This is a genomic window from Streptomyces sp. NPDC043861, from assembly GCF_056435905.1.
In genome coordinates this window covers 568404-590249 of the sequence record NZ_JBWKDP010000003.1, presented here as the reverse complement: position 1 = coordinate 590249, position 21846 = coordinate 568404, and the positions used below count along the sequence as shown (strand labels likewise).

Annotated in this window: 20 protein-coding genes; 5 read left to right on the top strand and 15 right to left on the bottom strand. The window is 70.2% G+C overall.

The features are described 5' to 3' along the window. Positions 1-101: 101 nt before the first annotated feature. The 7 genes from AC068D_RS10315 to AC068D_RS10285 form a co-directional block, all read right to left on the bottom strand. Entirely contained in the window at positions 102-1262 is a 1161-nt protein-coding gene (locus tag AC068D_RS10315) for a MalY/PatB family protein (RefSeq protein ID WP_478822516.1), read from the bottom strand. Between the two features lie 103 nt (positions 1263-1365). Beyond that, positions 1366-2388, bottom strand: coding sequence for a class II fructose-bisphosphate aldolase (fbaA, locus tag AC068D_RS10310; RefSeq protein ID WP_478822515.1), 1023 nt, complete (start codon positions 2386-2388; stop codon positions 1366-1368). A 174-nt stretch (positions 2389-2562) separates the two neighbouring features. Then, positions 2563-3102, bottom strand: coding sequence for an orotate phosphoribosyltransferase (gene pyrE / locus AC068D_RS10305; RefSeq protein WP_478822514.1), 540 nt, complete (start codon positions 3100-3102; stop codon positions 2563-2565). Positions 3103-3112: 10 nt separating this feature from the next. Beyond that, entirely contained in the window at positions 3113-3916 is an 804-nt protein-coding gene (locus AC068D_RS10300; RefSeq protein ID WP_478822513.1) for an aldose epimerase family protein, read from the bottom strand. A 20-nt stretch (positions 3917-3936) separates the two neighbouring features. Continuing rightward, positions 3937-5034, bottom strand: coding sequence for an SRPBCC domain-containing protein (locus tag AC068D_RS10295; protein ID WP_478822512.1), 1098 nt, complete (start codon positions 5032-5034; stop codon positions 3937-3939). A gap of 187 nt (positions 5035-5221) precedes the next feature. Next, positions 5222-6751: a polyamine aminopropyltransferase gene (locus tag AC068D_RS10290; protein ID WP_478822511.1), complete on the bottom strand. Its 1530-nt coding sequence runs from the start codon at positions 6749-6751 to the stop codon at positions 5222-5224. An 84-nt stretch (positions 6752-6835) separates the two neighbouring features. Further along, entirely contained in the window at positions 6836-7354 is a 519-nt protein-coding gene (locus tag AC068D_RS10285; protein ID WP_478822510.1) for a DUF2617 family protein, read from the bottom strand. Positions 7355-8081: 727 nt separating this feature from the next. Between AC068D_RS10285 and AC068D_RS10280 the strand changes: the two genes are divergently transcribed. Then, complete coding sequence (locus AC068D_RS10280; RefSeq protein WP_478822509.1) at positions 8082-9272, top strand: pyridoxal phosphate-dependent aminotransferase; 1191 nt, start codon at positions 8082-8084, stop codon at positions 9270-9272. 366 nt (positions 9273-9638) lie between these two features. Continuing rightward, positions 9639-10808 (top strand): hypothetical protein, encoded by a 1170-nt coding sequence (locus AC068D_RS10275; RefSeq protein ID WP_478822627.1) that lies wholly within the window; start codon positions 9639-9641, stop codon positions 10806-10808. A gap of 15 nt (positions 10809-10823) precedes the next feature. Here AC068D_RS10275 and AC068D_RS10270 read toward each other — a convergent pair whose 3' ends face one another. Further along, entirely contained in the window at positions 10824-11363 is a 540-nt protein-coding gene (locus AC068D_RS10270; protein WP_478822508.1) for a type III secretion system chaperone family protein, read from the bottom strand. Positions 11364-11620: 257 nt separating this feature from the next. Continuing rightward, complete coding sequence (gene clpB, locus AC068D_RS10265) at positions 11621-14212, bottom strand: ATP-dependent chaperone ClpB (RefSeq protein WP_478822507.1); 2592 nt, start codon at positions 14210-14212, stop codon at positions 11621-11623. Between the two features lie 129 nt (positions 14213-14341). On the opposite strand from clpB, the gene AC068D_RS10260 reads away from it, so the two are divergent. Beyond that, the gene (locus tag AC068D_RS10260) at positions 14342-14755 is read left to right on the top strand and encodes a pyridoxamine 5'-phosphate oxidase family protein (protein ID WP_478822506.1); all 414 of its coding nucleotides are present in this window, start codon (positions 14342-14344) and stop codon (positions 14753-14755) included. 195 nt (positions 14756-14950) lie between these two features. Here the strand turns inward: AC068D_RS10260 and AC068D_RS10255 are convergent, their stop codons facing one another. After that, positions 14951-15268 (bottom strand): (2Fe-2S)-binding protein, encoded by a 318-nt coding sequence (locus tag AC068D_RS10255; protein ID WP_478822505.1) that lies wholly within the window; start codon positions 15266-15268, stop codon positions 14951-14953. Beyond that, positions 15265-15513, bottom strand: coding sequence for a hypothetical protein (locus AC068D_RS10250; RefSeq protein WP_478822504.1), 249 nt, complete (start codon positions 15511-15513; stop codon positions 15265-15267). Before AC068D_RS10250 ends, AC068D_RS10255 begins: the two co-directional genes overlap by 4 nt. 130 nt (positions 15514-15643) lie before the next feature. Here AC068D_RS10250 and AC068D_RS10245 point away from each other — a divergent pair, with 130 nt between their 5' ends. After that, on the top strand, positions 15644-16666 hold the full coding sequence (locus AC068D_RS10245) for a helix-turn-helix transcriptional regulator (protein ID WP_478822503.1): 1023 nt from the start codon (positions 15644-15646) through the stop codon (positions 16664-16666). Between the two features lie 160 nt (positions 16667-16826). Here the strand turns inward: AC068D_RS10245 and AC068D_RS10240 are convergent, their stop codons facing one another. The 4 genes from AC068D_RS10240 to dnaK are packed head-to-tail and all read right to left on the bottom strand — an operon-like array spanning position 16827 to position 21023. Continuing rightward, positions 16827-17276, bottom strand: a complete 450-nt coding sequence (locus AC068D_RS10240) for a heat shock protein transcriptional repressor HspR (protein WP_478822502.1) — start codon at positions 17274-17276, stop codon at positions 16827-16829. A 4-nt stretch (positions 17277-17280) separates the two neighbouring features. After that, the gene (gene dnaJ / locus AC068D_RS10235; protein WP_478822501.1) at positions 17281-18459 is read right to left on the bottom strand and encodes a molecular chaperone DnaJ; all 1179 of its coding nucleotides are present in this window, start codon (positions 18457-18459) and stop codon (positions 17281-17283) included. Between the two features lie 39 nt (positions 18460-18498). Continuing rightward, positions 18499-19167: a nucleotide exchange factor GrpE gene (gene grpE / locus AC068D_RS10230; RefSeq protein WP_478822500.1), complete on the bottom strand. Its 669-nt coding sequence runs from the start codon at positions 19165-19167 to the stop codon at positions 18499-18501. Further along, positions 19167-21023: a molecular chaperone DnaK gene (gene dnaK / locus AC068D_RS10225; RefSeq protein ID WP_478822499.1), complete on the bottom strand. Its 1857-nt coding sequence runs from the start codon at positions 21021-21023 to the stop codon at positions 19167-19169. The genes grpE and dnaK overlap by 1 nt, the downstream gene beginning before the upstream one ends. A gap of 233 nt (positions 21024-21256) precedes the next feature. Between dnaK and AC068D_RS10220 the strand changes: the two genes are divergently transcribed. Continuing rightward, positions 21257-21775, top strand: coding sequence for a sugar transferase (locus AC068D_RS10220; protein ID WP_478822498.1), 519 nt, complete (start codon positions 21257-21259; stop codon positions 21773-21775). Positions 21776-21846 lie beyond the last annotated feature (71 nt).

Below are 21846 nucleotides of genomic sequence, written 5' to 3'. Positions count from 1 at the left end.
CGGCGGCCGCCCTCCGCGGGGGCGGTGCGGACCGTGGCATTCGGCGTGCCCGCGGCTCCGGTGGGCCCAGTACCGGTGGGCCGCCCCGCCCCGGCGGCCGGTCAGCCCGTCCCGACCAGGCGGTTCAGTGCCCGGATCAGGGCTTCCGTGCCCGCTTCCGCCTTCGCCCGCGGGCATCCCACGTTCAGCCGGATGAATCCCGGGGCGCCGTACACGCCGCCCGGCATGACCGCCACCTTCTCCCGCTCGATCAGTTCACGCTGGAGCTCGTCGTCCGGCACATCCAGCTTGCGGAGGTCGATCCAGGCGAGATAGCCGGCCGCGGGAGGGGTCCAGCCCAGTACGGGAAACGCACAGTTCAGACGATCCGCGATCATGCACAGATTCCCTGCGACATAGCTCCGCAGCGCGTCGAGCCAGGGTCCGGACTCCCGGTAGGCGGCGATATGGGCCGTGAGGGACAGCGCCGAGGGGGAAGCGAGGCCCTCGCCCGTCTCCATCCGCGCGATGAACGCCGCTCGATCCTGCGGATCCCCGAGAATCCCGTACGAGCCCGTCAGCGCGGGAAAGTTGAAGGCCTTCGACCCGGACGTGACCAGCGCCCAGCGGCCGCCCTCCGCCGCAAAACGGGTCCACGGCAGATGCCGGTGGCCTTCGTGCACCAGGTCCGCATGGATCTCGTCGCTGATCACAGCGACGTCATGGGCCGCCGCGAGCCGTGCCATCCCACCCAGCTCGCCTTCGGTCCAGACCCGACCCGTGGGATTGTGCGGGGAGCACAGCAGCAGTATCCGGCTGTCGGGCCTTGCCAGCTCTCGTTCAAGGCCCTCCGCATCCCCCACCGGCACCTCCCGCAGCTCACGCCCGAGCCCGGTGACCGCCTTGCGGAACCCGTCGTACGTCGGCGTGTGGACGACGACCCCGTCGCCCGGCTCCGTCCACATCTGCAACAGCTGCGACAGCTGGCTGAGCACGGACGGTGCGTAGACGATCCGCTCCGGATCGAGCTCCGTCCCGTACCGCGCCGCGTGCCATGCGCATATCGCCGCGCGGAAGTCACCGAGTCGCCAGTCGGTGTATCCGAACACTCCGTGTGCGACCCGCTCCCGCAAGGCGTCCAGCACCTGCGGCGGAGAGGGGAAATCCATGTCGGAGATGGTGAACGGCAGCAGTCCGTCCACCCCGAAGCGGGCCCGGACGCCGTCCCACTGCACACACGCGGTGCCGCGGCGGTCCATGGGCTTGTCGAAGTCGTACGTCATCCCGGGTCCCTTCCGGACAGGACGGAGGCCCGGCACCGAAATGGTGCCGGGCCTCCTGTCTGGCTTGGTCTCGCTTGCCCTCGGCTCGCTCGCCTGAACTCGCCTACTTGAGCTTGGTACCCGCGGACCGCAGCGCACCACACGCCTCGGCCACACGCTCGGCCATGCCGGCCTCGGCCGCCTTGCCCCAGCTGCGCGGGTCGTAGGTCTTCTTGGAGCCGACCTCGCCGTCGACCTTCAGCACACCGTCGTAGTTCTTGAACATGTGGTCCGCCACGGGGCGGGTGAAGGCGTACTGCGTGTCGGTGTCGAGGTTCATCTTCACCACGCCGTTCTCCAGCGCGGTGGCGATCTCCTCCTGCGAGGAGCCGGAGCCGCCGTGGAAGACGAAGTCGAACGGGTCGGCCTTGCCGAACTTCGCAGCGACACCCGCCTGCAGGTCCTTCAGCAGTTCGGGGCGCAGCACGACGTTGCCCGGCTTGTACACGCCGTGGACGTTGCCGAAGGACGCGGCCAGCAGGTAGCGGCCCTTCTCGCCCAGACCGAGGGCCTCGGCGGTGCGGATGGCGTCCTCGACGGTGGTGTACAGCTCGTCGTTGATCTCGTGGGTGACACCGTCCTCCTCGCCGCCGGTCGGGGTGATCTCGACCTCGAGGATGATCTTCGCGGCGGCGGCCTGGGCCAGCAGCTCCTGGCCGATGGCCAGGTTGTCGGCGAGGGTCTCGGCGGAGCCGTCCCACATGTGGGACTGGAACAGCGGGTTCTGGCCGTTCGCGACGCGCTCGGCGGAGATGGCGAGCAGCGGACGCACATAGCCGTCCAGCTTGTCCTTCGGGCAGTGGTCCGTGTGCAGCGCGACCGTGATGTCGTACTTCGCGGCAACGATGTGCGCGAACTCGGCGAGGGCGACCGCACCGGTCACCATGTCCTTGCTGTGCTGGCCGCCCAGGAACTCCGCACCACCCGTGGAGATCTGGATGATGCCGTCGCTCTCGGCCTCCGCGAAGCCGCGCAGCGCAGCGTGCAGGGTCTGGGACGAGGTGACATTGATGGCCGGGTAGGCGAACTTGCCTGCCTTCGCCCGGTCGAGCATCTCGGTGTAGACCTCGGGGGTTGCGATGGGCATCTGTCCGCTCCTTGTGATGTGCGGGTTTGCGTTGCTAGGCCCTGACCTGGGTGCGACGACATCGTCGCACCTATCCTTCCAGACGCCCACGGGGGCTCCCGGTCCAAGGGGCCGAGGTTTCACGTGAAACCCTCGCCCCTTGGCGAATCCGCAGGTCAGACCCGAGCAGCCCGGTCAGGAGAGGCCGAGGTCCGAAAGCTGGAATCCGGTCAGATACGTCAGCCCCGCATCGGCGATCGCCCCAGCGGCACCACGGTCCACAATCGTGGCAACCGCAACGACCTCGCCGCCCGCCTCACGGACCGCCTCGACGGCGGTGAGCGGCGAGCCTCCCGTCGTCGAGGTGTCCTCGACGACAAGGCAGCGGCGGCCCTTGACGTCGGTGCCCTCGATACGGCGCTGCATGCCATGCGCCTTCTGGGCCTTGCGTACGACGAAGGCGTCCAGGCGCCCACCCCGTGCGGCGGAGGCGTGCAGCATCGAGGTGGCGACCGGGTCGGCGCCCAGCGTCAGACCGCCGACACAGTCGAAGTCCAGCTCCTCGGTCAGATCGAGCATGACCTGACCGACCAGGGGCGCGGCCTCGCCGTCCAGCGTGATCCGGCGCAGGTCGATGTAGTAGTCGGCCTCACGCCCCGAGGAGAGCGTCACCCTGCCGTGCACCACGGCCTTGTCCTTGATCTGCTGGAGGAGCTCAGCACGTACGTCAGTCATGGCCATGAGCTTAGGCCAGGCGGCGCCAGGTCCAGGTCGCCGCGATCTCGAGGGGATCGATGGGCGTGACCAGTCGCGGGTGGGTGTTGAGGCCGTTCGGAGGGCCGGACTGGGGCTCGACGCAGACCGCCTCGGGCTGCTCGTCGTAGATGACGACCCACTCGGCACGGCTCTTCACGGTGAGCTCCAGATGCTCCGGCCAGGTGAGGGTGACATCGACGCCGTCCGGCATGCCGAAGCAGTCGTCCCAGGGGCCGGGGGTGGGGCCGATACGGCGGCCGGTGGGGAGGTGGTCCGGTCCGCGCTCCTCCTGCCAGTCCGGGGTGAACGACAGCTGCGCGTCCTTGCCTCCCGGGAAGGCGCTGCGCAGGAACCAGGGGTGCCATCCTGCCTGGGCGGGAAACGAGACGTCGTAGGTCTCGACGCCGAGCTGAAGGGTGAGGGAGTCCTCGGTCAGCTCGAAGGTCTGGGTCACCAGTCCGGTGTACGGCCAGGGATCGCCGAGTTCATAGGTGAACGCGGCAGTGCCGGGGTCAATGGTGGGGGCGGTGCGCCAGGCGGTGTCCCGGCCGGTGCCATGAATGGCGTGCGGCGGGGAGTTCACGGGCAGCTGGTGCGGAACACCGCCGTTGATGAACCGGCCGTTCTCGGTTCTTCCGCACCACGGGACCATGGGAAAGCACCCGTACCGCTCGCCCTGGCGGAGGAGTTCGGTCCCGTCGATCCGCAGGCTGCTGATCCGGCAGCCGTTCGCCGGGTCCACGGTCAGCTCGACGTCGCCGGCAGTGAGCCGGACGCTCTCTTGGCTACTCACACCCCGACAGTACTGGCGGACTACCTGCGGCGCCGCAGGGCACGTCCGACAACCACCGCGGATGCGATGGCGAGTGCGGCGGCGGGCGCGATCCAGCGCAGGTTTCCCCCGGCCACGGTGGCCTGCGGCGCAGGCACGGGCGCGTACCGCCCACGCGGTGGCGCGTGATCGACCTCCTCCGCACTCCGCCCGATCATCGTCCGCCGGGCATGCGCCGCCTCGGCCGGAAGCTCTTCGTCCTCACCGAACTCCTCTTCCGCCATCGGGTCCAGCGCGGAGGGGGGCACGTCGACGTCGAACACGGATGCGCCGTCCTCGTCGCCGTTGTCGCCCGTGGCGTCGTCCCCCTCGTCGTCCTGGGCGAATGCGCCGTCCGCATTCCCGGCCGCGGTGTCCGGCGCCGTACCGGAACGCCCTTCGGCCGAGGGCCCGGCCGCCCCGTCGTCCTCGGACGGCGCCGCCTCGCCCGCCGGCCCTGCCTCCTGGGACTGGGCATCGGCATCGTGCTGCACCGGCAGATCCAGCGCCCCGCTGCGTGCGGTCTCGCCCACGGCAGCGGCCTCGTCGTCCGCCCCGGAGCCGGCCGGCGCATCCACTGCCGTACCGGACGCCGGCTCCGCGGTCGCCGCGGCGGCGGACTCCACGGGCCCGGCGGCATCGTCTCCGGGCGCGGCCGGGCCGGCCGCACGTTCCGTTGCGAGGGATGCCAGCGACGAAGCGAAACGGTCCAGCAGTCGGGTGGCCGCCTGGGCTGCGGTGTCCGCGGGGAGTTCGGCCAGCCGGCCCTCGATGTGGGACGTGCCGGTGAAGGTGATGTCCGTGCCGCCCTCCGCAGGGGTGAGGCGCACCGCGAGCGTGAGTTTCGCGGCACCCGCGCCGCGCGCCTCCGTGCCCTCGCCCTCGACGGCGAAGCCGCCGTCCTGCTCGGTGATCCGCAGGGCACCGCGATAGGTGATCGTGTGGCCGCCCACACGGAACTTCAGACGACCCGCCAGGGGACCGGCCGAGGCGTCGGCGTCCCTCTGGAGTCCGGGGACACAGCGCGCGATACGCGCGGGGTCGGCCAACGTCTGCCGGACGATCTCTGCCGGAACCGGAACGAACACCTCATGCTCCATGGGCCGAGCCTACTCAGCCTCGGCCCACACGGAGCAGTTCTGTGCAGAACCGGCACAGTTCGCGGCCCCGCCGCGGCCCTCCACGGCCCCACCCGGCGGACGGCGACACCGGAACGCGCACGACTTCCCAGGGACACGGCCGGGCCTCACGGCTCCGACCGGCCACCCGGGCTTCCGGGCACCCGCCTCACTCCGCGTACCGCGGATGCAGCAGCGTCGAGGGGCGCATACCCTCGGGGCGGTCGCTCTGCACGCCCAGGGCCCCCGGTCCGAGTGCCGGCCGCACCGTGCCCGCCGTCGCCAGGACGAATCCCCGCCCCGGCAGGCCCGGCGCCCGGTACGGCACGGTCGCGAGCCCCGCCGAGCGCATCGTCGCCTCGACGGTCCAGTACACCCCCGGGTGCGCTGCGACGGGCCCCGTGTGCACGGCCACCCGCCCGCCCTTGGCAAGCACGCCCGCGGTGAGGCCGTAGAACTCCTGGGAGTACAGCTTCGCCCCGGGCGTCGTCCACGGCTCGGGGAGGTCCGACACGACCACGTCGTACTCCCCCCGCGCCGCGCGGAGCCAGACGAACGCGTCCGCGTACGCCACCCGCAGCCGCGGGTCCCGGTACACCTGCCCGTTCAGCGCCGTCAGCGCCGGGTCCGTACGCGCCAGGCGGACGATCCCGGGATCGCGCTCGACGAGGGTCACCGAGCGCACGCCCGGGTGGTCGAGCACCTCGCGCGCCGCGAGTCCGTCGCCGCCTCCGAGGATCAGCACACGTGCGTGCGGCCCGCGCATCCCGGCGCGCACCAGCGCCTCCTGGTACCGCGCCTCGCCCCTGCCGCTCACCCGCAGACGCCCGTCCAGAAAGAGATCCAGGGGTCCGTGCCGCGCCCCGGTCAGCACGACCTCCTGCACTCCGGTGCGCACGGCGACCCGGACCGGCTCCCCGTACACCGCTCTGCGTGCCGCCGACTCGAAGTCGCCGACCAGCGCCGTCGCCGTGGCGAGCACCACCAGCACCGTCACATTCGCCGCGAGCAGCCACCACCGCGCCCGCCGGGAGAGATCCCGGCGGAACAGCCACAGCACCAGCGCCCCGCCCGCGACCGCGTTCACCGCCCCGGTCAGCAGCGCACCCGTGAGCTGCCCCAGCCACGGCAGCAGCAGGAACGGGAAGGCCAGCCCGCCCACCAGCGCGCCCACGTAGTCGGCGGCGAACAGATCCGCCACCGTGCCCGCCGCATCCTGCTCACCGCCGGCGCGCCTGGACGCCCGCTGGATGAGCGCCATCAGCAACGGGATCTCCGCACCGATCAGCACCCCGATCGCGAGCGAGAACCCCACCAGCGCGTACCGCGCCTCACCGAGCCAGGCGAACGCCGCGTACAGCACCAGCGCCGAGCAGCCCCCGATCAGCGCGAGCGCCGCCTCCACCAGGCCGAAACCGACAGCGGCATGGCAGCGCAGCCGTTTCGCCAGCAGCGAGCCGATGCCCATGGCGAAGACCATGACGGAGAGGACCACGGAGGCCTGGGTGACCGAGTCACCGATCAAGTACGTGGCGAGCGCCACGAGTTCGAGTTCGTACACCAGGCCGCAGGCCGCGCAGACGAAGACCACGAGGAGGACGAGGCACCGGCCCGAACCCGGACGGACGGGCAGCTGCTCCCCGCCCTGGAGCTGACGCGCCCCGCCCTTGAGGGACGTGGACGCAGGCGGGTCGATCATGCCGTAACGCTACGTCACGCACCCATCGCATCACGTCACCCACACGGGTGCAATTGCTGTGAAATGCCACGGCGATGTGTGGATTCAGCGTGACGCGGGCATGCGCTCGCCGACCCGCGTACGGGTCACCACGAGCTGCCCCTCCTGCGGATATGCGTGCCAAGTGCGCCATCGCACCTGCCCTTCGAGGCGCTGCGCCACCATGGCCGTGAACGCATGGGGCGAGCCGGGGAACGTACCCGCGAGCCCGTTCGGATGGTCCGCGACCAGTGCGAGCAACTCCTGCGCCCGCCCCGCGAACGAGCCCTTCGACAACGTCTCGACACGCGCCGCGAACTGGTACTCCCATGCACCGATCCGCTTGGCGACGCCCAGTGGAAGCGGGGTACTGCTGCCGGGGATGCAGGCCACGGTCTCGGAGCAGACGCCCTGATCCTCCTCGAGAAGCACCTGATGGGACGCGCCCAGCAGTCTCAACTGGAGCTTTGCTCCGGACAGTTCGAGGTCGAGCTCGGCAAGGGAGGGCAGCGGGTCCCGACCCAGCGCCCAGGCCAGATCGGCCGCACGGGTATCGGTGTAGGACGTATGGAGGGTCGTGAGCATGGGTCGGCTCCGCAAAACACGCGTAACTGGATGAAGAGGCGGTCCGGGGCGCCCCGGAGGAACCACAGAGGAGAGGGGACCGCCGGCTCGGGATCCACATCAGGGCCCGAGGGCTGGATGTCCTCAACAGCGAGGGAATCATGAAGTGCGCGCCGCTCACAGGGCTTTTACCCAACTTGACGTGCTTTCCATCCCCCCGGGGGCCTTACGGTTCAACTGTTCAACACAAATCCATCCTTGACGCGCCCGAGACCGCCCGATACGCGCACAGTGCGTCAACAGAACGACGCCCGGGGGGAGTTCATCTCCCACCCGGGCGCCTTTCTCTTTCACGGCGGATCAGCTGCCCCGTGTCAGCTGCCTCCTCCGCCGCAGCCGCCGCCTCCGCCCCCGCAGGAGGACGAGCCGCCGCAGGAAGAACCCCCTCCGCACGATGAGCCGCCGCTGTCACCGGACCACCAGCTGCCACTGCCGCCGCTGTGCGACCGCCTCCGGCCCCTGCGCCGGGAACTCGAAGCGGCGATCCCGACGACCACCCCTATGAACATCAGAATGAAAACGGCTCCGAGGACATCGGCCATCGTTCCCACCCTCCCCGTTTCTCAGCTGCATCTCTTAGGTGCATCGGTCCTGACTGGTTGCCGCACCGCTCTGTGCGTGTGAGGGGGATGCCCCCCGCCCGGGAGGCCCAAAGCAGACTTGAGCAAGTCCAGAGGTTGCGCGCAGGATGGCCGCCATGACCTCCAGCGAGCGCCCCTTCCTGAACCGCCGTCTCGCCGCATTCGGGACGACGATCTTCGCCGAGATGTCCGCCCTCGCCGTGCGCACGGGTGCGATCAACCTCGGCCAGGGATTTCCCGACACGGACGGCCCCGAGGAGGTCCGGGAAGCGGCCGTACGCGCGCTGCGGGACGGCCGGGGCAACCAGTACCCGCCCGGCCCCGGTGTCCCCGAGCTGCGCACCGCCGTCTCGGCACACCAGCAGCAGCGCTACGGGCTCGCGTACGACCCCGACACGGAGGTGCTGGTCACGGCAGGTGCGACGGAGGCGATCGCCGCCGCGCTGCTCGCGCTCGTCGAGCCCGGGGACGAGGTGATCGCGCTGGAGCCGTACTACGACTCCTACGCCGCGTGCATCGCCATGGCGGGAGGGCGACGCGTACCGGTCACGCTCCGGCCGCACGAGGGGACGTACGTACTCGACCTGGACGAGCTGCGGGCCGCGGTCACCGACCGCACCCGGCTGATCCTGCTCAACACCCCGCACAACCCGACCGGGACCGTCCTGAGCCGCGAGGAACTGGCGGCGCTCGCCGCACTCGCCGTCGAGCGGGATCTGCTGGTCGTGACCGACGAGGTGTACGAGCACCTGGTCTTCGACGGCGAGCACATCCCGATCGCGTCGTTCCCCGGGATGCGCGAGCGGACGGTCACCGTCGGCTCCGCCGGCAAGACGTTCTCGTTCACCGGCTGGAAGGTCGGCTGGGTGACGGCAGCGCCGGAGCTGGTCACGGCCGTCCGCTCGGCCAAGCAGTTCCTGACCTACGTCTCCGCGGGCCCGTTCCAGTACGCGGTGGCCGAGGCTCTGGCCCTGCCGCGGGCGTACTTCGACGGGCTCCGCGACGAGCTGCGCGCCAAGCGGGATCTGCTGAGCTCCGGGCTCACGGCGGCGGGCTTCGAGGTGTACCGGCCGGCCGGGACGTACTTCGTGACCACCGACATCCGCCCGCTCGGCGAGGACGACGGCTTCGCGTTCTGCCGGGCGCTGCCGGAGCGCGCCGGGGTCGTCGCGATCCCGAACGCCGTCTTCTACGACCATCGTGAACAGGGCGCGCCGTTCGTGCGGTTCGCCTTCTGCAAGCGCGAGGACGTCCTCATGGAGGCCGTCTCGCGGCTGAAGGGGCTCGCGGCCGGCTGACGCCGGCCCGTCCGCCGTCGGGGAGCGGGGAGGGCCACGGGGACGTGGGCACAGCCTCGACCGGCACCGGCCGAGGCGTACCGCCGCGGCTGCACGATCCTCCCGGACGCCTCCCGTCCTGCCGACGGCCGCCCGTGCCCGGTCACCCGTGCCGCGGTGCCTCGCCCTCCCCCGGCGACCAGTGGGTCGGGTTCCCACGGATGGGGGGATGCAGCGGGAGCGCCCCCGGCCTTCCGGCGGGGACACGCCCCCCGGCCGCCGCACGGAGCCCTGGCCCACCCGGATGGCCGCCCAGCGCTCGCGCCGCATCCGTGCGCCGCTGAAGGTCGGGTTGACTGACCGATCACGCGCGCACGGAGGTGTCCCCTGTTCGCCGAGACGTTTAACAAAGCGTCAGTCGATGCCGGGCCCGTACCCCGATGGCGCGCCTCCCTGCTGCTGGCGGCCCCCGCGCTGGGGCTGTTCGCGGCAGCCCGGCTCACCGGGATGGGGTTGCTGGCGCTGTGGGCCTGGCACACCGGCAGGTCCCCGCGGTCCCTGCTGGCCACCTCGTGGGACTCCGACTGGTACACCCGTATCGCCGCGCACGGCTACGGTCGCACGCTGTACTGGCCGGACGGTGTCGTCCAGTCCGATCTTGCCTTCTTCCCGCTCTACCCCGGTCTCGTCAGGTCCATGACGGCCGTGCTGCCGGTGACCGGCGGAACCGCGGGGCTGTTGCTCTCCTGGACCGCCGCGGGGGCCGCAGCGTGGGGCATCCATGCCGTCGTCGGGCGGCTGTACGACCGGCGGGTCGCCACCGTGCTCGTTCTCCTGTGGGGGCTGTTGCCGCACTCGATCGTGCTGTCCATGGCGTACACGGAACCGCTGCTCACGGCGCTCGCGGCATGGTCGCTGTATGCGCTGCTGACCCGCCGCTGGCTGTGGGCGGGCGCGCTGGCGGCGCTGGCCGGGCTGACCCGTCCCAACGGGATCGCGGTCGCGGCTGCGGTGTGCGCGGTTGCGGCGCACGAACTGTGGCGGCGCAGAGGGAGGCGTGCCGGCCGTGTGTGGGCGGCGGCCGGGCTGGCACCGGCCGGCTGGTGCGGCTATCTGCTCTGGGTGGGACTGCGCACGGGCGATCCGCTGGGCGGCTATTTCGCCGTGCAGAGCGGCTGGACGTCGCGATTCGACCTGGGCGCGGGCTCCCTGCGGGTCGTGCGGTCGATGGTGACGACCCCGGTGTTCTTCGGCTTTCCCATGGCGCTGGTGATCGTCTGCGCGGGCGTGCTGCTCTTCGTGCTCTTCGTGCTGGACCGGCCCCCACTGCCGCTGCTCGTCTACACCGGGGTGCTGGTGCTGATCACGGTGGGCGGATCGGGCTTCTTCGAGTCCAAGCCTCGTTTTCTGCTGCCCGCGTTCCCGCTGCTGCTGCCGCTCGCGGGGGCTCTGACGAAGGCACGGCCGAGGGCCGCGATCACGGTGATCGCGGCCCTCGCCGTGCTGTCGTTCGGTTTCGGGGCCTATGCGCTGACGCTGGCCCCGATGGCACTCTGAGCGGTGCCGGCCGTGTCAGGCCTCGTCGTCGGCGGGCTTCTCGTCGCCGGCGGCGGACTCCAGCCCGAACTGCTCCACGAGCCACTTGTCGAACTCGATGGACGCACGCACCCAGCTGACCGTGGACGACACGAAGTGCTCGAGGCTGACACCGGTGCCGATCAGCATCTGCGCCTCACCGATGAGACGGAGCGACGACGGCTCGCCCTCCTCCTCGTGGGTGTGCGTGTAGACCTTGGGCCACAGGGTGCGGCGGTTCCAGTCGTCGATCGCATCGAGGATCTTCGGGCGGTCCTCGACGGCGTGCGCGCGGTCGTAGAACGTGCGCACCGAGAAGACCTGCTGCTCGTCCTCGCCGCGGAACATGAAGTAGGTGCGGAACTCCTCCCACGGCGCCGCGAGGTCACCCTCGTCGTCGACGACGTACTTCAGTTCCATCTGGTCGAGCAGCTGCTTGACCAGATCCTGGTCGGGCACCACGGGGCCCGCCGGTGGTGCGGACTGAGGCTGGGGCTGGCCCCCGAAATTCGGAATCGAGGACGGGTCGATGCTCACGGGGTGTTTCCCTTCGTACGGATGCGGCCATCCTCTCCCATCCCGGGCGGGGGCTGGCAACCCCCACCGGGCCTTGAGCCGGACGTGTCCTAAACGGGCCTACCCGGCCCGGGCCCGATGATGACGCGAGCCCGGGAGCACTCCCGGGCTCGTCATCAGTCCGCCGGACGGGAGACCAGCGGGACGGGCGGTCCTCGGAACCGCGTCGTCCGCTGCGCGGGCGGGAGTGCAGGCCCACTCGGAGCCCGCTGCCGCGTCTACCGGGCGGGCCCGACGATCAGGCCGTCCTCGAAGCGGTCGACGCGCACCGTGTCGCCGTCCCTGACCTCGCCCGAGAGGATCTCCTTGGCCAGGCGGTCGCCGATCGCGGTCTGGACGAGGCGGCGCAGCGGCCGGGCGCCGTAGGCGGGGTCGTTGCCCTCCTCGGCAAGCCATTCCAGGGCGGCCGGTGTGATGTCCAGGGCCAGCCGCCGCTCGGCGAGGCGCTTGGCGAGGCGGTCGATCTGGAGCGCCGCGATACGGGCCAGATCATCCTTCGACAGGGCCGAGAACACGACGAGATCGTCCAGTCTGTTGAGGAATTCCGGCTTGAACGAGGACCTCACGACCTCCAGGACCTGCTGCTTCTTCTCCTCCTCGCTGGTCAGCGGCTCGACCAGGAACTGGCTTCCGAGATTGGAGGTCAGGATCAGGATGGCGTTGCGGAAGTCGACCGTCCGGCCCTGTCCGTCGGTGAGCCGGCCGTCGTCGAGGACCTGGAGCAGGATGTCGAAGACCTCGGGGTGGGCCTTCTCGACCTCGTCCAGCAGCACGACGCTGTACGGACGGCGGCGCACCGCCTCCGTGAGCTGGCCGCCCTCCTCGTAGCCCACGTATCCGGGCGGGGCCCCGACCAGCCGGGCGACGCTGTGCTTCTCGCTGTACTCGGACATGTCGATGCGGACCATGGCCCGCTCGTCGTCGAAGAGGAAGTCCGCCAGCGCCTTCGCCAGCTCGGTCTTGCCGACACCCGTGGGACCGAGGAAGAGGAAGGATCCGGTGGGACGGTCGGGATCGGCGATGCCCGCCCGGGAGCGGCGTACCGCGTCCGACACCGCCCGTACCGCCTCGGACTGGCCGATCAGACGCCTGCCCAGCTCCTGCTCCATGCGCAGCAGCTTCTGGGTCTCGCCCTCGAGCAGCCGGCCTGCCGGGATGCCGGTCCAGGAGGCGACCACGTCCGCGATGTCGTCAGGGCCGACCTCCTCCTTGACCATGGTGTCCTTCGCGGCCTCCACCTGGGCCTCCGCCTCGGTGGCCTCCGCCAGCTCGCGCTCCAGCCCCGGGATCTCCCCGTACAGCAGCTTCGACGCGGTGTCGAAGTCGCCGTCGCGCTGTGCGCGCTCCGCCTGCCCGCGCAGCTCGTCCAGCTTCTCCTTCAGCGCGCCCACACGGTTGAGGGACTCCTTCTCCTTCTCCCAGCGGGCGGTGAGGCCGCGCAGCTCCTCCTCACGGTCCGCAAGGTCGCGCCGGAGCTTCTCCAGACGCTCCTTGCTCGCCTCGTCGGACTCGCTCTTGAGCGCGAGCTCCTCCATCCGCAGCCGGTCGACGGAACGCTGCAGCTCGTCGATCTCGACCGGCGACGAGTCGATCTCCATCCGCAGCCGGGACGCCGACTCGTCGACGAGGTCGATGGCCTTGTCGGGCAGGAAACGCGAGGTGATGTACCGGTCGGAGAGGGTCGCGGCCGCAACCAGTGCGCTGTCCGCGATCTGGACCTTGTGGTGCGCCTCGTAGCGGCCCTTGAGCCCGCGCAGGATCGCGATGGTGTCCTCGACCGTCGGCTCGGCGACCAGCACCTGCTGGAAGCGCCGCTCCAGCGCCGGGTCCTTCTCGATCCGCTCGCGGTACTCGTCGAGCGTCGTGGCGCCGACCATGCGCAGCTCGCCGCGCGCGAGCATCGGCTTCAGCATGTTGCCCGCGTCCATGGCGGAGTCGCCGCCGGCGCCCGCGCCCACGACGGTGTGCAGTTCGTCGATGAACGTGATGATCCGGCCCTCGCTCTCCTTGATCTCGGAGAGGACGGTCTTCAGCCGCTCCTCGAACTCGCCCCGGTACTTGGCCCCCGCCACCATCGCACCGAGATCGAGGGCGACCAGGCGCTTGTCGCGCAGCGACTCGGGCACGTCGCCCTTCACGATCCGCTGGGCGAGCCCCTCGACGACGGCGGTCTTGCCGACGCCGGGCTCGCCGATCAGCACCGGGTTGTTCTTGGTGCGGCGCGACAGCACCTGTACGACGCGACGGATCTCCTGGTCGCGGCCGATGACGGGGTCGAGCTTGCCGTCCCTCGCCGCGGCCGTGAAGTCCGTGCCGAACTTCTCCAGGGCCTTGTACTGGCCCTCGGGATCGGGTGTGTTCACCCGGCGCCCTCCTCTTGCTGCGGCGAACGCCTCGAGCAGTTTCTTCGCCGTGGCCCCCTGCCCGGCCAGCACCTCGGCGCTTCGTCCGCCCTTGTCCGCGATGCCGATGAGCAGATGCTCCGTGGAGATGTAGTCGTCGCCGAGCTCGTTCGCACGGGCGGTGGCGTCGGCGATCACGGCGAGGAGCTCACGGTTGGCCTGGGGCGGAGCGACGGTGGAGCCGGTCACGCTGGGCAGGTCGGCGAGGACCCGCTCCGCGCCGGACCGCACTGCGGCCTGGTCGGCGTCGACGGCGGCCAGCAGGTCGGTGATGTTCTCATTGTCCTGACCCGCGAGAAGAGCGAGCAGGAGGTGCGCGGGGGTCAGATCGGGATGGCCCCCGGACACGGCTCGGCTGGAAGCGGCGTTGAGCGCGTCCCGGCTCCTGTTGGTCAGCTCGGCGTCCACGTGCGGTTTCTCCTCCTCGGCTCCGGTCTCTGCGGCGTCCGTACGCCCATGACAGATCCAACGTACACAAAGTTGAGTCGATTCCGCTCAAGGCTCGGGAAGTTCCTGCTCCGGAGATAGGTTCCGGGCATGGCCATCGACCTACGGAACCCCGGCGCGTCGTATCTCAGCTTCTGGCGCGAACATCTCATGTGCACTCTGACGACACCGCGGCCGGACGGCACTCCGCACGTCGCCCCGGTGGGCGTCACCTATGACCCCGAGGGCGGCGAGAGGGGCATCGCACGGGTGATCTCCAACAAGCACAGCCGCAAGGTCGCCAACATCCTGGCCGCGGCCCCGGAGCCGGTGCCGGTCGCGGTCTGCCAGGTGGACAGGAGGCGCTGGGCGACCCTGGAGGGACGCGCCACCGTCCGCACGGAGCCCGAGGCGGTCGAGGACGCGGTGGCGCGCTACGCGGAGCGCTACGGACGCACACCGGCCCCGAACCCGGACCGGGTGGTCATCGAGATCGTGCTGACCCGCGCGATGGGCCGGGCGTAGGGCCCGGCACCCTCACCGGTGCCCGGCCCCCGGGGGCCCGTACCTTCAGTCGCCCGCAGTCCGGACCGGACCGGGGCGCCGCCACATGGCCAGGGCGTACGCGCACAGCACAGCGGCGCCATCGTGTTTCAGGTCCACGATGGCGCCGCTGTGTGGGGGAAGCACCTGAGCGATCTTGAACGACGGGGGAACCGCTCAGGCACTGCGGGGGGTGGCGGTGACGGTCTGCGGTTCGACCAGCTGGTGGTCCCGCTGGTCGAGATTGACGAAGATCATGCCGTACCGGATGGCACAGCGAACGGGTTGCGGGGCACCACGGGGCCTTCTGAGGCACCGGTACGCGCGGATCTCCTCGTCGTCGCCACGGTTGATCACGACCGGCTCGCCGAAGAGGGTGACCATCAACGAATCGCCACGATGCGGCACCGCCGTGACGAGGTCGATGAAATGCCACCCGGAGCGGTACGCGGTCGCCATCTCCCGCCGGAAGCGGGGATCCTCGGGAACCGTCATGCCGTCACGGACCCCCAACCGGTGTTCGTGGCCGGAGCGACGTCCCAGCCCGGGTCCGGCACCGCCTTCGGCGCGACTTCCCAGCCGGGGTCCGCCGGTGCGATGTCCCAGCCCGGGTCAGGCGCCGCTGAGGTCACCTGCGAACCCAGACCCCACCCGGGACCCTCGGCCGATGCCGAGACCCCCGCTGCCGCAGCAGCGAAGAGCGCGACACCGACTACGGTGCGTATGAGCTTCTTGGCCATGACCGAGCAACCTCACTTGAAGGTGATTCCTACGGCTCCCCCGCAGCCATGACGATGGCTCACTCTCCACGTTTCCACCACTGACCCAATGCATCATGTTCCTGTATTGCAAAAGCCTGGGGGTGTACACATGGGGACGGAACTGGACAATCGGGGGCACCCTCACACACATGCCGAACTGTGCGAGGCCGGCTCCCGGCTCTACGCGAGCGCCCTGCGCAGCGGACGGATATCCAGGACGGAGGTGGTTCCCGCGCCGTGCCTGATCGACCTGGACCTGCTCCGACCCGATCCGGACGACGTCCAGTGGCTCCGTCCGGTTCCCCCTTCCGCGGCCCTGGCCCAGCTCCTGCTCCCGATCGAGAGCGAAATCCAGGAGCGTAGACGCCTCACCGTCGAACTGTCCGATGCGTTCGAGCCATTCATGACCATCAGCGCCCAGGATCCGTCGACCACCCACGCGATCACGGTCCTCGAAGGGCTCTCGCGGATCAACGCCAGCCTGGACCGTGTTGTCGCGGAATGCTCCACCGAGCTGCTGACCGTCCAGCCCGGCAGCGGCCGCAGCGCGGCGACTTTCGGTGAAGCACTGCGCAGGGTGAGGCCGCTCGTCGCACGGGGCGTCCGGATGCGCACGCTCTACCAGCACACCGCGCGGCACCAGCCGATCACTCTGGCCTACCTCGAGCGCATAGGCCCCGCGGTCGAAGTGCGCACGCTGGAGGAGATCATCGACCGGCTGATCATCGTGGACCGCAAGGTCGCCTTCGTCCCTGCCAGCCGGGACCGCCAGGTCGCGCTGGAGCTGCACCACCCGGGCCTCGTCGAGTATCTGGTCGGCGTCTTCGACCAGTTCTGGATGCAGGCGATCCCGCTCGACGACCCGGTGACGTACGAGCCCAGCCTGAACGGTGTCAGCGGGGTCCAACGGGCCATAGCCAGACTCCTCGTGGAGGGCCTCGTCGACGAGGCCATCGCCCGCCGCCTCGGCATGAACGTCCGCACCTGCCGGGCGCACATCGCCAAGCTGGCCTCCTCGCTGGGCAGTGGCTCACGGGCTCAACTGGGCTATCTGATCGCCCGCTCCGGCATCCTGGACAGGGACCAGTGCGCCGCCCCCTCGTCGTCCGAGCACACCCGCAGCGGTTCCTGACGCCCGGCGCACGGCCCAGGTGCTGACGGCCTTCGTGACACCGCCGCCGGACCGGGGCCGAACGCACACCCCGGACGCGACGGCCGGCGCCGTGGCGTCACGCCAAGGGGCCGGGAGAGCTGCCCGCTCTCCCGGCCCCTTCATGCTTCCTGACGTGACGTCAGCCGTCCCGCTTCGGCCGCCACACCACCAGCGCGCTCGCCTGCTGCACATCCTGGTACGGCACCAGATCGCGCCGGTAGGACGCATGCACCTGCGCCTCGCGCTGCTGCATCGCCGCCGCCGCGCCCTCGACCGCGGCCGAGAGCTCGGCCACGCGCGCCTGGAGCGCAGCGACCTGGTTCTCCAGCTCGATGATGCGCTTGATGCCGGCGAGATTGATGCCCTCGTCCTGTGACAACGCCTGCACCTGGCGGAGCAGTTCGATGTCCCGAGCCGAGTATCGCCGGCCACGGCCGGCCGTGCGGTCCGGGGAGACCAGGCCGAGACGGTCGTACTGCCGCAGGGTCTGCGGATGCAGGCCGGAGAGCTGGGCCGCCACCGAGATGACGTACACCGGTGTCTCGTCCGTCAGCTGGTATGGATTCCGGCGTCGGCCGTCCCTCTCCATGAGGTCACGCTCCCTTCGCAGCCTGGAACAGTTCTGCCCGCGGGTCCTCGTCCGCAGTCGCCTTCCGGTACGCCTCCAGTGCCTCCCGCGCCCCGTCGCCGAGTTCGGTCGGCACCGCGACCTCGACGGTGACCAGGAGATCGCCGCGGGTGCCGTCCTTGCGCACGGCGCCCTTGCCGCGGGCCCGCATCGTACGGCCGTTGGGGGTCCCTGCGGGCAGTTTCAGCGTGACCGGGGGTCCGCCGAGCGTGGGCACCTTCACCTCTCCGCCGAGCGCGGCCTCCGTGAAGGAAACCGGCACCGTGACGGTGAGGTTGTCGCCCTTGCGGCCGAAGACCGGATGGGCGTCGACATGGACGACGACATAGAGATCACCGGCCGGGCCGCCGCGCTCGCCCGGTGCGCCCTTGCCGCGCAGCCGGATCCGCTGCCCGTCGGAGACTCCCGCCGGGATGCGGACCTGCATGGTGCGCGAGGACTTGGCGCGGCCACTGCCGTGGCAGACCTCGCAGGGGGTCTCGGCGATGAGCCCGCGGCCCTTGCAGTCCACGCACGGATCGGTCAGCGAGAACGAACCGCTGCCGCCGCGCGACACCTGGCCGGTGCCCACGCAGGTCGGGCACACCCGCGGTGTGCCGTTCTTGTCGCCGGTGCCCGAACAGGCCTTGCAGGGCTGCTGGCTGGACATCCGCAGCGGGACCGTGGCCCCGTCCACCGCCTCGGTGAAGCTGAGCGTCACCTCGGACTCGATGTCCTGGCCGCGGCGGGGCTGCGTACGCGTCCCCGCCCCGGCTCCGCGGTTGAACAGTCCGCCGAAGACGTCCCCGAGACCGCCGCCGAAGCCGCCGGCGCCGCCGCCCTGGGGCTGGGCGCCCCCGAAGAGGTCGCCCAGATCGAAGTTGAACGTGCCGCCGGCGCCAGGAGCGCCCGCCCTGAAGCCGCCGTTGCCGAAGAGCGCGCGCGCCTCGTCGTACTCCTTGCGCCTTTTGGCGTCACCGAGCACGTCGTTGGCCTCGGAGATCTCCTTGAAGCGCTCCTCGGCCGTGGCGTCACCCTTGTTGGCGTCCGGGTGGAACTCGCGGGCGAGCTTCCGGTACGCCTTCTTGATCTCCGCATCGGTGGCGTCCTTGGGGACGCCGAGAACCTTGTAGTAGTCCTTCTCCACGAAGTCCTTCGTGCTCATCGACGTCCCTCCTCTCGGACGAATGCGCAATCGGTCACGTCAGCCCTCGTCCGGGCCACCGCTCTCCTCATCTGCCGCGTGCTCTTCCTTCGGCGCCGCGGGCGCCGCACCCGGCTGGGGCTCGGCCACCGCGACCCGGGCGGGGCGGATGGTCCGTTCGCCGATCCGGTAGCCCGGCTGCAGGATCGCGACGCAGGTCGTCTCGGTGACGTCCGGTGCGTACGAGTGCATCAGGGCCTCGTGGATCGTCGGGTCGAAGGGCTCGCCCTCCTTGCCGAACTGCTGCAGTCCCATCTTGGCTGCGACGGTCTCCAGCGATTCGGCCACCGACTTGAAGCCGCCGACCAGTTCGCCGTGCTCACGGGCGCGGCCGATGTCGTCGAGAACGGGCAGCAGCTCGGTCAGTAGCTGCGCGACGGCGATCTCCTTGACCGTGATCCGGTCCCGCTCCACCCGGCGACGGTAGTTCTGGTACTCGGCCTGGATCCGCTGGAGGTCCATGGTGCGCTCGTTGAGCGCGGTACGGACCTGGTCCAGCTGGGCCGTGAGGCCCGCGGTCTGGGCCGACTGGGCTGCCGTCTGTGCTGCGTCCCCGGCCGGGGCCGCCCCCTCCTCCGCGGAGGGGGAGGCGGCCTGCGGCGCTTCGTCGGGAGAGGCGCCGGAGGGGACGTCGGGATTCTCCTCGAAGCCCGGGGTCTCCTCCGTCATCAGGCAGCGCCGCCCTTCTGGTCCTTCTCGTCGTCGACGATCTCGGCGTCCACCACGTCGTCGGCGCCGTCGGCGGCCTGGGAGGCACCCGCGGCGTCGCCGCCCGCGGCCTGCTGACCGGCCTGCGCGTCGGCGTACATGGCCTGGCCGAGCTTCTGGGAGACGGCCGCAACCTTCTCGGTGGCGGTGCGGATCTCCGCGGAGTCCTCGCCCTTCAGCTTCTCCTTGAGGTCGGTCACCGCCGTCTCGACCTCGGTCTTGACGTCACCGGGGACCTTGTCCTCGTTGTCCTTGAGGAACTTCTCCGTCTGGTACACGAGCTGCTCGGCCTGGTTGCGGGTCTCGGCGGCCTCGCGGCGGCGGTGGTCCTCCTCCGCGTACTGCTCGGCCTCCTGGCGCATCCGGTCGACCTCGTCCTTCGGCAGCGAGGAGCCGCCGGTGACGGTCATCTTCTGCTCCTTGCCCGTGCCCAGGTCCTTCGCGGTCACGTGCATGATGCCGTTGGCGTCGATGTCGAAGGCGACCTCGATCTGCGGGACGCTGCGCGGGGCCGGCGGAAGACCGGTCAGCTCGAACATGCCGAGCTTCTTGTTGTACGCCGCGATCTCGCGCTCGCCCTGGTAGACCTGGATCTGCACGGACGGCTGGTTGTCCTCGGCCGTCGTGAAGATTTCCGAGCGCTTCGTCGGGATCGTGGTGTTGCGCTCGATGAGCTTGGTCATGATGCCGCCCTTGGTCTCGATACCGAGGGACAGCGGGGTCACGTCGAGGAGCAGGACGTCCTTGACCTCACCCTTGAGGACACCGGCCTGGAGGGTGGCGCCGATGGCGACGACCTCGTCCGGGTTCACACCCTTGTTGGCCTCCTTGCCGCCGGTCAGCTCCTTGACGAGCTGGGCGACGGCCGGCATGCGCGTCGAGCCGCCCACGAGGACGACGTGGTCGATCTCGGAGAGCTGGATGCCCGCGTCCTTGATGACGTTGTGGAACGGGGTCTTGCAGCGCTCGAGCAGGTCGGCGGTCAGCTGCTGGAACTGGGCGCGCGTGAGCTTCTCGTCCAGGTGCAGCGGGCCCTCGGCGGACGCCGTGATGTAGGGCAGGTTGATCGTCGTCTCGGTCGAGGACGACAGCTCGATCTTGGCCTTCTCCGCGGCCTCGCGAAGACGCTGGAGAGCCATCTTGTCCTTGGACAGGTCCACGCCGTGGCCGCCCGCGAACTGCTTCACCAGGTAGTCGACGACGCGCTGGTCCCAGTCGTCACCACCGAGGTGGTTGTCACCGTTGGTGGCCTTCACCTCGACGACGCCGTCGCCGATCTCCAGCAGCGAGACGTCGAAGGTGCCGCCACCGAGGTCGAAGACGAGGATCGTCTGGTCGTCCTTGTCGAGACCGTAGGCCAGCGCGGCGGCCGTCGGCTCGTTGACGATGCGCAGGACGTTGAGGCCCGCGATCTCGCCGGCCTCCTTGGTGGCCTGGCGCTCGGAGTCGTTGAAGTACGCCGGGACGGTGATGACCGCGTCCGTGACCTTCTCACCGAGGTACGACTCGGCGTCCCGCTTCAGCTTCTGCAGGATGAAGGCGGACATCTGCTGCGGGTTGAAGGTCTTCCCGTCCAGCTCGATCTTCCAGTCGGTGCCCATGTGACGCTTCACGGACCGGATGGTCCGGTCCACGTTGGTGACCGCCTGACGCTTCGCGACCTCTCCGACGAGCACCTCACCGTTCTTGGCGAAGGCGACGACGGACGGCGTGGTCCTGGCGCCCTCGGCGTTGGTGATGACGGTGGGCTCGCCGCCCTCCAGAACGCTGACGACGGAGTTAGTCGTGCCCAGGTCGATGCCGACCGCACGTGCCATTTCGATTCCTCCAGAGGACTTGAGTGGAACTCGCTCAAGGATGCATCACGGGCACCATCGAGTCAACAGAGCTGAGTCGACCCGGCTCAACTATGGTGCGCGCCCCCTGCGGGACACCGGCGCGGCCTGCGCTCTCCCCCGCCTCCACCGTGCCATCGTTCTACAAAGCACGCGAAAGGTTCACAGACGCGCCAGACAATGACAGAGAACAACAGAACGGTCGGGTGAGAGTCGTGCACATCGTGCAGCCGAAGCGCTTTCTCGATCTGACACTCGGCACGGCACTGCTGGTTCTCGTGGCGCCGCTGCTCGCTCTCGCCGTCTGCTCGGCGGTCCTGCGCCGACGGCCCGGCGGCGCGTTCGCGCGCGAGAGGAAGGCCGGACTGCACGGCCGCCCGTTCACCGTCCGGTCGCTGCGGACCCGTCGCTTCCGACTGGACCTGCTGTCCAGACTGCCCCATGTCGTACGGGGCCAGATGTCCCTGGTCGGACCCGCCGCGCTGGCACCGGGGCACCCGCGCGCCGCCGCCCCCTGGCGCCAGGGCGTCAAGCCGGGCCTGACCGGGCTCGCCCAGCTCGCCCGGCACTCGGCCATGCCCTGGGACGAACCCGCGCTACTCGATCAGCACTACGTGGAGCACCATTGGATCGGACTGGACCTGTCCGTGCTGCTGCGCACGATTCCGGCCCTGCGCCGGACCCGAACCCAGGACGATCTGCCCCCGGGACAGCCGGTACTCAGGGTGACCTGAGCGACGCAGATCACCGCCGGCACAACTACAGTGCGGCGGAATATCTGGGTAGTCTCAGCACGGACTGAATA